Source organism: Paraburkholderia sp. WS6, assembly GCF_030464835.1.
GTDB classification, from domain to species: Bacteria; Pseudomonadota; Gammaproteobacteria; order Burkholderiales; family Burkholderiaceae; genus Paraburkholderia; species Paraburkholderia madseniana.
Genome location: NZ_JALQCK010000009.1, coordinates 42,175 through 54,731 on the forward strand (window position 1 = coordinate 42,175; position 12,557 = coordinate 54,731).

Sequence of the window (12,557 nt, forward strand, 5' to 3'; positions counted from 1 at the left end):
GAGTATTCCTATGAGTACGTACGACATGCTGGATCACGGACCGGCGCCCAACAGCGACGAAGATGCGGTGATGCGCGACTTGCTGCGCATGATCATGGATCAGATCTGGTGGGTGCTCGCCATTGCCGGTTGCGTGATACTCGCCGCGGTGATCTATACGAAGCTCGCCACGCCGATCTACTCCGCCGACGCCCTGCTTCAGGTCGACACGCAGACCGGCAACAACGGTTCGCAGAGTCAGAACACGCCGTCACTCGTGCCTTCGGTGGCCCCGATGCGCACCGAAGCGGAAATCGAAATCATCAAGAGCCGCGCGGTGGTCGAGCCGGTGGTCGAGCAGTTCAAACTGAACTTCAGCACGGCGGCGAAGACCATGCCGGTGCTCGGCAAGATTTCGTCGTGGTTCGCGCATCCGGGCCGCCCGCTCGGCGCGGCCTTCGGAATGGACTCGTATGCGTGGGGCGGCGAGCAATTCGAAGTCGGGTCGATCACGGTGCCGAAATCGCTGGAAGGCGCGCACCTGACACTGCACGTGCTCGATTACGGCCGCTATGAGCTGACGGACTCGTTCGGGCAGCAGATCCTCACCGGGGTGGCGGGTCAGGAAGCAAGCGGCAACGACGTCACACTGTTCGTCAAGACGCTGGTGGCCCGTCCCGGCACCGAGTTCTACGTGACGCGTTTCAATCAACTGGACGCGGTCGCCGCCCTGTCGTCCGGATTGCAGGTAGCCGAAAAGGGCCGCGACACCGGTGTCGTGCAACTGTCGTACATGGGCACCGATCCGCACGCGATCACCGCGATCACCAATGCGGTGGCGGCGTCGTATCTGGCGCAACGTACAGAACGCGCGCAGGAAGAAGCGAGCCACATGCTGAGCTTCCTGAACAGTGAATTGCCGCGTCTGCGTGCCGAGGTGAAAAAGACCGAGACCGCGTTGTCGGAGTACCAGTCGAAAGCCGGATCGTTCCAGCCGACCCAGGAGGCCGGCGTCTACCTCGCCGGTGGTCTGGACTACGAAAAGCAGATTGCGACGCTGCGCATCCAGCGCGCGCAACTGCTGCAGCGCTTCACGGAAGAAAGCCCGGAGGTGCAACAGGTGGACGCGCAACTGGCGGCGATGTCGCGCGAAAAAGCCCGTTTCGAGGATCACTTCAGCACGCTGCCGAGCTCCGAACGCAACGCCCTTTCCTTGCAGCGCGATGCGAAGGTTGCCGAGGAAATTTATGTGGCGCTGCTGAATAAAACCCAGGAGCTGTCGATTTCGCGTGCCGGCACGATCGGCAACGTGCATATCATCGACGCCGCCTTGCTACCGTCCCAGCCGGTGCGGCCCAAATCGGCGCTGATCATTTCGGCGGGCACGCTGCTCGGCATCATCGGCGGGATTCTGTTCGCGTTTTGCCGGCACACGTTCTTTACCGGCGTGGCCGATCCTGAGTTCGTCGAGCGGCGCTTCCAGTTGCCGATCTTCGGCTCGATCGCCTTCAGCCCGGAACAGGCGCGCAGCGACCGGCAGTTGAGCGCCATGCGCGCCGCAGCGCTGCCCGGCCCCAGGTCGACACCGACCGAAGTGTCCGCGGGATCGTCGGGCGTCATGCGAGCGCTTCGGCCTGGTTCGGCGGCGGCCCGCCAGGGGCAGGTGCCCGTCGGTACGCAAACCGTCATTGCGTCGGGCAAAACGCCGATGCGGCCGCTGCTGGTGAAGACCCATCCGTACGACTCCACGGTGGAAGGCCTGCGTGGGCTGCGCGCCACGCTGCAATTCGGCCTGGTCGATGCGCCCAACCGCATCGTAGCGATCACGAGTCCCGCGCCTTCGGACGGCAAAAGCTTTCTGTGCGCGAACCTCGCTGCATTGATCGCGGAATCGGGCAAGCGCGTGCTGCTGATCGACGCCGATCTGCGGCGCGGCCGTCTCGCGCAGTATCTCGGCCGCTCGCCGAATGGCGGTTTGACCGAACTGCTGACGGGTCAGGTCGATCTCGAAGCCGCGGCTCGCGCCACGGGCGTGGATGGCTTGCACTTCATCGCGGCGGGCGCTTATCCACCGAATCCGTCCGAGATTCTGACGTCGTCGCGCTTCGGAGAAATCCTCGCGCGCTTCGAGCAGGAGTTCGATCTGGTGATCGTCGATACGCCACCGCTGCTGGCGGTGGCCGATGCGGCGGTGATTGCGCATATCGCGGGGTCGACGGTGCTGGTCATGCGCTCCGGCGCTCACACAGAGGGTCACGTGGCCGACGCGCTGAAGAAACTGCGGCGCGCGCGGGCCCGGGTGGTGGGAGGCGTGATGAATGCGGTGCCGCTCAAGAGCCACAACAAGAACGGCACGTACGACTATGCCTACGCATACACCTACTCCGCCGGCGATCCGCTCGATACGCACGGATCACGATAGATCGGGTTAAAAGCAGTAAAGCGAAAGGGCTGCGCCGGATCGAGGCGCAGCCCTTTTTTATTGGCGCACAACTGGCGCTGTGCGCCGCGTTCGTTTACAGAAACGCGCTGACGTCGGTATGAAAACGCGCGGCCAGTGCCTTCGCCACCTTTTTGCTGATGGCGCGCCGGCCCGCGAGAATATCGCTCACCACGGTGGGCGATGCGATACCGATCAGGTCCTTCTGCTTGAGCCCGTGCGTTTCCAGCAGATGCCGCAACACCTCACGCGGCTCCGCTTTCGGGATCGTCACGTTGTTCACTTCCCAGCTTTCGATCAGGTCGGTGACGATCGCGAACAGATCGGCCAGCGGATCCTTCTCGTTACCGTTCAGATGATCGGCGAGCGCGTTGGCGAGCCGCACCATCTTCTGATAGTCCTGCTCATTACGAATGGGTGTGATCGGCAACTGGGTTTGCAGGGCAGCCCAGGTTTGAGCGATGTCGGGAAAGGCTCCCGGAAGGCGATCGGCATTCATAAGTTTAGATTCTTCCTCGTCCAAAGGTCGTATTCCGTATGCGTCAATACGTGACGAACGAACAACGACTGCCTGTTGTAGGGAATCGCCGCGATGATCCGGAACCGGTTGCCGCCTACATCGAAAACGGTGTATTGCGGCGGTACGTAGTCCACGCCCGCGAACGTCTGCTCCAGGTCGTTATAGCCATACGCGAGGCAAGCCTGCGCCAGTGAGTACCACGTCAACAGCGCACTGCGCGCCTCCGGATGTCTCTTTATGAAGTCCAGCAACGCTTTCTTTGAAATGACCCGCATCGTATTTCCTCGCATGCACACGCGCACTGGACAAGCACGCTCTACCTGCGAGGCTAAGGGACGGGTTCGACACCGATAGTCAGCCGGGCGGCATAGGCCGAACAGCCCACTATGGCTTACTGCGGTACGACGAAGTCATTTTATTCGCATATGGCGAAGTTCGCAATATGCGAATAAAGAGATAATCTGTCGCGCTTCATGGTCTGCACGCGAGCGCGTCAACGTCCCCAACTGCCTCCTTGCGCGCGTTCGCCGGGCCACCCGAGATCCCCGGTGGCCAGATCGGGTTCGACGCGCTCTGCTGCCGCGACCCGCAGACGCCAGCCCGATGCCGCGATCGTGCGCGTCACCTCAGCCATGAAGGCGCGCCGGAAAACCGCCGCGGAAAAACGTTCCGCATTCGCGCGGCATGCCGCCGGTGTGATCTGTTCACTCTGCCGTTCGAAGCGGTCGATCGCGTCGAGCATCGACACGACCGTTTGGCGCGCGAAATACACGCCGGTAGGACGTGCCTCGCCGATCGGCACCACTGTTTCGAGCGCCCCGCCCTTGCCGAACGCAATGACCGGTGTGCCGCACGCCTGTGCTTCGAGCGCGACGATGCCGAAGTCTTCCTCGGCGGCGAACACGAAGGCGCGCGCGCGTTGCAGATGATCCTTGAGAACCTTGAACGGCTGATAGCCGAGGATCGTCACATTCGGACCGGCCTTGGCGCGAATCGCCGCCATCTCCGGTCCGTCGCCGATCACGATCAGCTTGCGGTGCGGCGTCGCGTTGAAGGTTTCGACGATCAGTTCAATGCGCTTGTAAGGCACCATCCGCGAGGCGGTCAGATAGAAGTCTTCCTTGTGCGTGCACAGTTCGAACTTGTGCACGTCGACGGGCGGCGGAATCACTGCGGCATCGCGCCGGTAAGTTTTCATCACGCGCCGCGCGACGAATTGCGAATTCGCGATCAGACGATCGACGCTGTTCGCCGAGTGCGAATCCCAGCCGCGCAGATAATGAAGCAACGCACGCACGAGCCATGACTTCGGCCCGCGCGTCAAATTAGCTTCGCGCAAATACTGGTGCTGCAGATCCCACGCGTAGCGCATCGGCGAATGCACATAGCTCACGTGCGTCTGATCCGGGCCGACCAGCACACCCTTGGCGACCGCATAGGAACTCGTGATGATTAGGTCGTAACCCGAGAGATCGAACTGCTCGATCGCGAGCGGCATCAACGGCAGATACGCGCGATAGTGGCGCCGCGCAAACGGCAGCCCCTGGATGAACGACGTGGTGACGGGTTTGCCGCCTACCGGCCTGCGGTCTTCGAGGAAATCGACGAGGCTGAAGAGATCGGCATCGGGAAAGCACTCGATGATCTGTTCGAGCACTTTCTCGGCGCCGCCAGGTGCGACGAGCCAGTCGTGCACGATCGCCACTTTCATGATCTCCCCGCCTATTGATTAACGACCCATGGCCATAGCAACGAGTGTAAGTGCCGCATCATTTGCCGTGCGTGCGTATGCCCACATTCGACGCGCGACAGTCCGCGAATAATGAAGACTCGCTATTCGCTTCTTGCGAATGGCGAGTCCAATCACTTCGCCCGACTTTGCACTTTATGCGCCCGACGATCGACGCTACGCCCCTCGCTCATTCCTTGCCGCTGGTTCAGCCGGCCCTGATCGATCCATCTGCCGCGCCCGCATCATCGGCATCGGCGGCAAGCTCGGCAACGCTCTCACCGACCATGCCGAGCGTGCTATTCGTCGACCAGAGCGGCCAACTCGGCGGCGCCGAATTCGCGCTCCTGCAACTGGCCGGCAGTTGCATTGCGCGCAGCGAAGTCGTGCTGCTCTCCGACGGTCCATTTCGCGCGCGACTCGAAACACTCGGCGCACGCGTGCAAGTGTTAAATGACGCGCGCGTGTCGGGCATCGTTCGGCAAGCGTCCGGCTTGAACTGCCTGCGCGTTGTGCCCGGCATCCTGCGCCAGGTCCGCGCAATCGCGGCGCGCGCGCGAAAATTCGACGTGCTGTTTCTCAACACACAAAAGGCACTCGTGCTCGGCGCGCTCGGCAAACCGCTGCATCGCAAACCAGTGATCTGGTATCAGCACGACATCCTCACGCGCGAGCATTTCGGACGCGTGCAGTTAAGCATCATCAAGTGGCTGGTGCGCCTCGCGGTTGACCACGTGGTTGCGAATTCGCAGGCATCGAAGCGCTCGCTGATCGCGCTGACGGGCATCGCGGCCGACTCGGTGCCGGTCATCTATAACGGGGTCGACGCCGACGCGTTCAAACGCATCGACGACAGCGACATAGCCACACTGCGCCGGCGACTGGGTCTGCCCGAGCATGCGTGGCTTGCTGGTTTGTTCGGCCGTCTCGCGCCGTGGAAAGGTCAGCACATTGCGCTCGAAGCAATGGCGCGACTGCCCGGCGTGCACCTGGTGCTGGTCGGTGCACCGCTCTTCGGCGAGGACGCGTACGCGCAACGACTGCATGAGCAGGCCGAGGCATTGGGCGTCGCGGATCGCGTGCATTTCGCGGGCTTTCAGGACGACGTGCCCGTGTGGATGAAAGCGATGGATGTGATCTTGCACACCTCGACCGAGCCGGAGCCGTTCGGGCGGGTGATCGTCGAAGGCATGGCGGCTGCGCGCCCGGTGATCGCAGCGGCCGCGGGCGGCGTGACCGAGATCGTGCGGCATCGGCGCAATGGCTGGCTCGTGAAACCGGGGGATGTGGCCGCGCTGGCCGATGCGATCGGCACATTGCGCGATGATCCGGTCATGGCGCAGCGCCTCGCGGATCAGGCGCTCGCCGATGCGCAAACCGAGTTCTCAGTGGATCAGTATTTGCAGCGAATGATGCAGGCGATTGGGCGCGCCGCGCGCTGATGCTGGTCGGAGCCTCGCCAATGCAGCAGAGCGAGCCCGCTAAAGCAGGCTCGCGCAGGAGTGCTTTAGGACGTCGATCAGCTCTTGCTGTATTCGATCGTCTCGACGCCCGTATCCGTGCCGAGCATGCACAGATTCGCGCCGCGGCCCGCGAACAGGCCTACCGTGACCACGCCCGGCCATGCATTGATATGCATTTCCAGCGCGCGCGGGTCGCTGATGCGCAGACCCTTGACGTCGATGATCTCGTTGCCGTTATCGGTAATGAACGGCACACCTTCCATGGTCACGCGCACCACCGGCACGCCGCCGAGCGCTGTCACGCGGCGGCCGATCGCGGTACGCGCCATCGGCACGACTTCGATCGGCAGCGGGAAGTTGCCGAGCGTGTCGACCAGCTTGCTCGCATCGGCGATGCAGACGAATACGTCCGACACCGACGCGACGATTTTCTCGCGCGTCAGCGCGCCGCCGCCGCCCTTGATCATCGCACCGCTGTGGTCGATCTCGTCGGCGCCGTCCACATACACCGGCAGCGAATCGATTTCGTTCAGGTCGAGCACCTTGAAGCCGTGCGATTGCAGACGCGCGGTGGTGGCGAGCGAGCTCGACACCGCGCCGCGATAACGGGTCTTGCTGGCGGCTAGCGCGTCGATGAAACAGTTCGCGGTGGAGCCGGTGCCGACGCCGATCACGGAGCCTTCCGGCACGTTGGCGTTCACATAGTCGGCGGCGGCCTGGCCGACCAGTTGCTTGAGTTCGTCTTGGGTCATGGGGAATGCAGGCGAGCAGTAAAAACGATGAGTTTACCGGAGTTTACTTCTTCACCGACCGCTGGCGCACGGCTTCAAACAGACACACGCCACTCGCCACGGACACATTCAGGCTTTCGACCGTACCCGCCATCGGAATCTGCATGACCACGTCGCAGGTATCGCGCGTGAGGCGGCGCATGCCCTCGCCTTCGGCACCCATCACCAGTGCGACCGGACCGTCGAGTTCGGTCTCGTAGAGGCTCTTGGTGGCCTCGCCGGCGGTACCGACTACCCACACGCCCGCGTCCTTCAACTCACGCAGCGCACGCGCCAGATTCGTGACGGTGATGTACGGCACGGTGTCGGCCGCGCCGCTCGCCACCTTCGCTGCCGTCGCGTTCAACCCCACCGCGCGGTCACGCGGTGCGATCACCGCGTGCGCGCCGGCCGCATCGGCCACGCGCAGGCAAGCACCGAGGTTGTGCGGATCGGTCACGCCGTCCAGCACGAGAATCAACGGCGAACCGTTGATGCCGTCGAGCAGTTCGGCCAGATTCTGCGCGAGCGGCATATCGCCCGCACGCGCCACCACGCCCTGGTGCCGTTCGGTATGCGAGAGGCCCCACAGACGCGTTTCGTCGGCGGCGATCAGACGCACGCCGGCTTCTTTCGCCGCGTGCAGGAACTCGGTCATGCGACGGTCTTTGCGCGTGGCGTCGTAGTAAACCTCTTCGACCGTCGACGCATCGTGCCGCATACGTGCGGTCACTGCGTGGAAACCGTATAGAACCTTGAGACGTGACATGACTGACAAACCTTTGATTGAGCGCGCTTTGAAAGCGCGCTGCTGTGATGAATGCGAACCTGCTTGCTGTGTTGCTTGAGTCGCTGCTTCGGTAACTGACTTCATTGCGATGAAACGAAGACCGCGCGCAACCGGTACGTTTCAACGTACCCGATGCGCGCGGTTCAAGCCTTCATACGACTTCAGCGCTTCTTGCGGGCCTGCGGTTTCGAGGCCGACTTGGCCGGCGCGCCGCCGTGTTTCTTCGCCGCGCCGCGTGCCGCGCGCGCTTCCTTGACGGCCGCGGTTTGCGCCGGCGCGGCCTTCTTGCGCCGGCCGCCCGGCGCTGCCGCGCCACCCGCACCGCCATCCACCGGCGGCAACGACCGCACGCGTGCGCCGCCGCTTTCGCCGGATGCCTTGTCGGCGAGAGCCGGACGACTCGCCGGCGGCTTGATCGGCGTATCGCGCACGAGGCGGAAGTCGATCTTGCGCGCATCGAGATCGACGCGGCTCACCTGCACCCGCACCCGATCCGACAGGCGATAACGAATACCGGTACGCTCGCCGCGCAACTCGTTCTTGATCTCGTCGTACTGGAAGTAGTCCGAGCCCAGTTCGGTGACGTGCACGAGGCCTTCGATAAAGAGCGAGTCGAGTTGCACGAAAATGCCGAACGACGTCACGCCGTTCACCATGCCGCCGTACTCTTCGCCGAGCTTGTCACGCATGAAGTAGCACTTGAGCCAGGCTTCCACGTCGCGCGATGCTTCATCTGCGCGGCGTTCGTTCGCCGAGCAATGCAGACCGAGTTCTTCCCAGATCGCCACGTCTTTCGACTTGTTGCGAGCGCCGTGTTTTTCCTCGTCGGCCTGCTGCATCGCGCGGGCGCGCGGCGACAGCGCCGTGTTCAACTCGACGCCTTGCGGCGGTTCCGGCTGATACTTGCGGCCTTGCAAAATCGCGTAGATCGCGCGGTGCGTGAGCAGGTCGGGATAGCGGCGAATCGGGCTCGTGAAGTGCGCATACGCCTCGTACGCGAGACCGAAGTGGCCGATGTTGTCGGGACTGTAGACAGCCTGTTGCATCGAGCGCAGCAGCATGGTCTGCAACATCTGCGCGTCCGGCCGCTCGCGGATCTGCGCCATCAGCGCGGCGTAATCACTGGCGTGCGGCTTGTCGCCGCCGGCGAGCGAAAGGCCCATGCCGCGCAGGAAGGTGCGCAGATTCTCGAGCTTCTCGGCGGTCGGCCCGGCGTGCACGCGGAACAGACCCGGGTGCTTGTTGCGCTTGAGGAAGTCGGCCGCGCAGACGTTCGCGGCCAGCATGCATTCCTCGATCAGCTTGTGTGCGTCGTTGCGGGTGCGCGGAATGATCTGTTCGATCTTGCCCTGCGCGTTGCAAACGATGTACGTCTCGGTCGTATCGAAGTCGATCGCGCCGCGCTTCTGGCGTGCGGCGAACAGCGACTTGTAGACGCCATACAGATTCTGCAGTTGCGGCAGCAAGGCGGCGCGGCGCGCGGCCTCCGGACCCTTGGTGTTTTTCAGCACCGCGGCCACTTCCGTATAGGTCAGCCGTGCCGCCGAGTGCATCACGCCCGGATAGAACTGATACGCCTTCACTTCGCCGCGCGCGGTGACGATCATGTCGCACACCAGCACGCAACGGTCGACGTTCGGGTTCAGCGAGCACAAACCGTTCGACAGCTTCTCCGGCAGCATCGGAATCACGCGGCGCGGGAAGTACACCGAGGTGCTGCGTTCGAGCGCATCCGCGTCGAGCCCGCTCTTCGGATGCACATAGTGCGAGACGTCCGCGATCGCGACGATCAGGCGGAAGCCTTCGCCACGGCCGACCTGAACCGGCTCGCAATAGACTGCGTCGTCGAAGTCGCGGGCATCTTCGCCGTCGATCGTGACGAGCGGCACGTCGCGCAGATCGATGCGATGACGCGCGTCAACCGGTCGGACTTCGTCGGGGAGTCTCGCGGCTTCGTCGAGCGCGGACTGGCTGAATTCGTGCGGCACGCCGTACTTGCGCACCGCGATTTCGATTTCCATGCCCGGGTCGTCGATATCGCCGAGCACTTCCACCACGCGGCCGAGCGGCTGCGAGTGACGGCTCGGGAAATCGGTGAGCTCGACCACCACCACCTGGCCGACCTTGGCCTTCTTGGTGTTCTGCGCGATCAGGATGTCATGACCGATGCGCTTGTCTTCAGGCGCGACGATCAGCGCGCCGTTCTCGTTGAGCAGACGACCGATCACGCGTTTGTTGGCGCGGTCCGTGACTTCGACGATATGCCCTTCCGGCCTGCCACGACGGTCATAGCCGACAATGCGCGCGAGGACGCGATCGTTGTGCATGACCTTCTGCATTTCGCCGGTGGGCAGGAACAGATCGTCCTGGCCGTCGTCGCGAATGAGAAAACCGTAGCCGTCGCGATGGCCCTGCACGCGGCCCGCGACAAAGTTCGACGGATGGGTGAGCTGATAGAGATTGCGCTGATCGAGCCGGATCTGGCCGTCGCGCTCCATGGCGCCTAGACGCTTGAAAAATCCTTCGCGCTCCTGGCGCTTGATCGACAGGGCTTCGGCGATGTCGTTCGCGGCAAGCGGCGCTTCACTCGTGCGCAGGACGCCCAGGATTTCTTCGCGGCTCGGGATCGGATACGGGAATTTGCTCAAGGGCTTGTCGATGATTTTTTCTCGTTGCATGGACGTCGGTCGGCGATGTGGCTGGGCTTAAGAGGCGCTTGGGTTGCGCTTAAGTTGCACTTGCGATTGCACTGGAATGACTGCTCGGGTCCGGCTCGTTCAAGTCTGAGTCCGACGGGCGTGTGCACCGTGCCAACGAACTACTGCGAGGCATTCTAACACCCGTCTTGTGCGCCAAGCGGCCCGTCAATAGTCGCTGTGAGGCGCATGCAGGCTCGCTGCGGCGATGTTTAAGCGACTTTTGAGAAACGCTTGACAGCCCTGAATCTGTCGCTATAATGGCGTTCTTTGCTGTTCATCACCTGCCCAGGTGGCGAAATTGGTAGACGCACTAGGTTCAGGTCCTAGCGGTGGCAACACTGTGGAGGTTCGAGTCCTCTCTTGGGCACCAGATTCAAAAGTAAAGCCGCCTGATGTTTCACATCGGCGGCTTTACTTTTTGTGTGAGGCTATGTGGTCCGATGCTGGTTTTTCGATCGGATCGTGTGGTTAGCAGGACGGTTACGCCGACGCGAGTTGGCAGTGATTGGGCAGTGAAGTTTTGCTTCGCTGCACGGCACAACCGGGCGGTTGATGAAGCGATGGCCAGTTTGTATGTAGGGATTGACACGCTGCATCATCGCGCTAAAATAGCGGTCTAGCTTGAAGACGTGCCCAGGTGGCGGAATTGGTAGACGCACTAGGTTCAGGTCCTAGCGGTGGCAACACCGTGGAGGTTCGAGTCCTCTCCTGGGCACCAACAGTTGTTCCGGCTTAGTTGCAACTCAAGCCGAAGAAGTTCGAGAAACCCCGTAAGATCAAAGTCTTACGGGGTTTTTTGTTGTCTGCAGATCCCTTGCGTTCCACTGACATCGACGATTTTTGCGTATACATTTGCGTATACACGGAGTCGAGATGTTAGGCCATGCCCAAACGCGTCGAACCGAACTCCGAAGTGGTATTTCGTTCGCCAAACCGCGCGAGCACCCCTATTTGCTCGCGGATGGGAATCGCTTGGCCTTGCACATCTGGCCGGACGGGAGCAAAACCTGACTGCTCCGCTATCGACGGCCGAGTACGGGCAAGGAGAACTTCCTCAGCCTCGGCCCCTACCCCGATATCACACTCGCCGATGCGCGACGGTCGGCCACTGCCGCACGCAGTCTTGTACGTGAAGGTATCGATCCAGCCGAGCATCGCCGGGCCGAAGCCACCGCCCGCAAACGCGCGGCCGAAGGCGCCTTCCATCTCGTAGCTCAAAGCTGGCTCGACTTCAAACGTAAGGAATGGGCCGACGAAACCTACCGCAAGGCGGAGTTTGTCGTTCGCGAATACCTGACTCCCGCGCTCCGCAACAAGCCCATCTCCACGCTTGCCACGCCAGAGGTCAAGCCCGTACTCGAAGCGATCGCCTCCCACGCACCTAACCTCGCGACCAAAGCACGGCAGTATGTCGGTGGCATCGTGACGTACGCCATCCAGAACGGACTGCGCGAAGATGGCGCCGCGTTGACACTCCGCGGCGTTGTGCCACGCCACAAGAAAGGCCATATACCAGCGATCACCAAGCCGGCGGACATAGGCCCACTCGCTCTGGCTATCGATGCCTACAGGTCGCCCATTATCCGCGCCGCCCTCAAGCTCACCATGCTGACTGGCCTTCGCCCCGATGTGGTTGCGGCCGTGCCGTGGGACGAGATGAACCTCAAGACAGCCGAATGGCATGTCGCAGCCGAGCGGATGAAAATGCGGCACGATCACATCGTGCCATTGCCAAAGCAGGCGATCGCCGTCAGTAAAGAGTTGCGCGCGGTGATGTCTAACAGCGAGCTGTTTCAGACGCCGGGTTTTGAGGTCATCAGGGACGTCGCGGTGCGACGCATCCGTGCGGGTATCAATCTGCGCGTGATCCGCTCGGGCCCCGGCAATACGCGCGATCTGTGGCGATCGTCGAAGCGCGATCTCCGTGAACTCCGTTTCTCGCCCGCCGATTTCGAAGCGGGTATCACGACCTATCTCTACGACGACACCGTGGCCTTCATTTCATCGCGGGCCGAGCACTACGCGCTGTCCATTCAAAGCGCGGAGTTCTTTGCGTTCGAGTGCATTCTGTTCGAAGTGCTATGGAACACGAGCACGCCCGATCGGTCCGACAAACCCGCGTGAACCGCTTTCATTCGCTCGTCCAACCTGGCCTTGGCCAACACCG

General features: G+C 62.4%; 9 protein-coding genes, 2 tRNA genes and 1 pseudogene. 6 read left to right on the forward strand and 6 right to left on the reverse strand.

What is annotated here, in order from left to right; translation table 11 throughout:
- Nucleotides 1-10 precede the first annotated feature (10 nt).
- A complete protein-coding gene (locus M0D64_RS13205) occupies nucleotides 11-2,401 on the forward strand; it encodes a polysaccharide biosynthesis tyrosine autokinase (protein WP_266258007.1) in 2,391 nt (796 codons plus the stop codon).
- 94 nt (nucleotides 2,402-2,495) lie between these two features.
- On the opposite strand, the gene M0D64_RS13210 is transcribed toward M0D64_RS13205, so the two are convergent.
- From M0D64_RS13210 to M0D64_RS13220, 3 genes are all read right to left on the reverse strand, one after another.
- The gene (locus M0D64_RS13210) at nucleotides 2,496-2,918 is read right to left on the reverse strand and encodes a type II toxin-antitoxin system HigA family antitoxin (protein WP_154561393.1); all 423 of its coding nucleotides are present in this window, start codon (nucleotides 2,916-2,918) and stop codon (nucleotides 2,496-2,498) included.
- Nucleotides 2,915-3,214 carry a type II toxin-antitoxin system HigB family toxin gene (locus tag M0D64_RS13215; protein ID WP_154561395.1) on the reverse strand — a complete coding sequence of 100 codons (300 nt, stop codon included), beginning with the start codon at nucleotides 3,212-3,214 and terminating at the stop codon, nucleotides 2,915-2,917. The genes M0D64_RS13210 and M0D64_RS13215 overlap by 4 nt, the downstream gene beginning before the upstream one ends.
- Nucleotides 3,215-3,432: 218 nt before the next feature.
- On the reverse strand, nucleotides 3,433-4,650 hold the full coding sequence (locus M0D64_RS13220) for a glycosyltransferase family 4 protein (RefSeq protein ID WP_154561397.1): 1,218 nt from the start codon (nucleotides 4,648-4,650) through the stop codon (nucleotides 3,433-3,435).
- Between the two features lie 176 nt (nucleotides 4,651-4,826).
- On the opposite strand from M0D64_RS13220, the gene M0D64_RS13225 reads away from it, so the two are divergent.
- Nucleotides 4,827-6,110: a glycosyltransferase family 4 protein gene (locus M0D64_RS13225; RefSeq protein ID WP_266258008.1), complete on the forward strand. Its 1,284-nt coding sequence runs from the start codon at nucleotides 4,827-4,829 to the stop codon at nucleotides 6,108-6,110.
- Between the two features lie 77 nt (nucleotides 6,111-6,187).
- On the opposite strand, the gene rpiA is transcribed toward M0D64_RS13225, so the two are convergent.
- The 3 genes from rpiA to rnr form a co-directional block, all read right to left on the reverse strand.
- Nucleotides 6,188-6,883: a ribose-5-phosphate isomerase RpiA gene (gene rpiA / locus M0D64_RS13230; protein WP_266258009.1), complete on the reverse strand. Its 696-nt coding sequence runs from the start codon at nucleotides 6,881-6,883 to the stop codon at nucleotides 6,188-6,190.
- 43 nt (nucleotides 6,884-6,926) lie between these two features.
- Complete coding sequence (gene rlmB / locus M0D64_RS13235; RefSeq protein WP_063496380.1) at nucleotides 6,927-7,670, reverse strand: 23S rRNA (guanosine(2251)-2'-O)-methyltransferase RlmB; 744 nt, start codon at nucleotides 7,668-7,670, stop codon at nucleotides 6,927-6,929.
- A 182-nt stretch (nucleotides 7,671-7,852) separates the two neighbouring features.
- A complete protein-coding gene (gene rnr / locus M0D64_RS13240; RefSeq protein ID WP_266258010.1) occupies nucleotides 7,853-10,369 on the reverse strand; it encodes a ribonuclease R in 2,517 nt (838 codons plus the stop codon).
- Nucleotides 10,370-10,673: 304 nt separating this feature from the next.
- On the opposite strand from rnr, the gene M0D64_RS13245 reads away from it, so the two are divergent.
- From M0D64_RS13245 to M0D64_RS13260, 4 genes and pseudogenes are all read left to right on the forward strand, one after another.
- Nucleotides 10,674-10,760 (forward strand) — tRNA-Leu (locus M0D64_RS13245).
- A gap of 261 nt (nucleotides 10,761-11,021) precedes the next feature.
- Nucleotides 11,022-11,108, forward strand: a tRNA-Leu gene (locus M0D64_RS13250).
- A 293-nt stretch (nucleotides 11,109-11,401) separates the two neighbouring features.
- Nucleotides 11,402-11,497, forward strand: a pseudogene (locus M0D64_RS13255) (integrase arm-type DNA-binding domain-containing protein); the annotation flags it as partial.
- Nucleotides 11,498-11,812: 315 nt separating this feature from the next.
- Entirely contained in the window at nucleotides 11,813-12,514 is a 702-nt protein-coding gene (locus M0D64_RS13260; protein ID WP_266258011.1) for a tyrosine-type recombinase/integrase, read from the forward strand.
- Nucleotides 12,515-12,557 lie beyond the last annotated feature (43 nt).

Bases quoted from the DNA above. Each gene is read 5' to 3' on its own strand.
- M0D64_RS13210 (WP_154561393.1), bottom strand. From the start codon at position 2,918: ATGAATGCCGATCGCCTTCCGGGAGCCTTTCCCGACATCGCTCAAACC.
- rnr (WP_266258010.1), bottom strand. From the start codon at position 10,369: ATGCAACGAGAAAAAATCATCGACAAGCCCTTGAGCAAATTCCCGTAT.
- M0D64_RS13215 (WP_154561395.1), bottom strand. From the start codon at position 3,214: ATGCGGGTCATTTCAAAGAAAGCGTTGCTGGACTTCATAAAGAGACAT.
- M0D64_RS13205 (WP_266258007.1), top strand. From the start codon at position 11: ATGAGTACGTACGACATGCTGGATCACGGACCGGCGCCCAACAGCGAC.
- M0D64_RS13225 (WP_266258008.1), top strand. From the start codon at position 4,827: ATGCGCCCGACGATCGACGCTACGCCCCTCGCTCATTCCTTGCCGCTG.
- rpiA (WP_266258009.1), bottom strand. From the start codon at position 6,883: ATGACCCAAGACGAACTCAAGCAACTGGTCGGCCAGGCCGCCGCCGAC.
- rlmB (WP_063496380.1), bottom strand. From the start codon at position 7,670: ATGTCACGTCTCAAGGTTCTATACGGTTTCCACGCAGTGACCGCACGT.
- M0D64_RS13220 (WP_154561397.1), bottom strand. From the start codon at position 4,650: ATGAAAGTGGCGATCGTGCACGACTGGCTCGTCGCACCTGGCGGCGCC.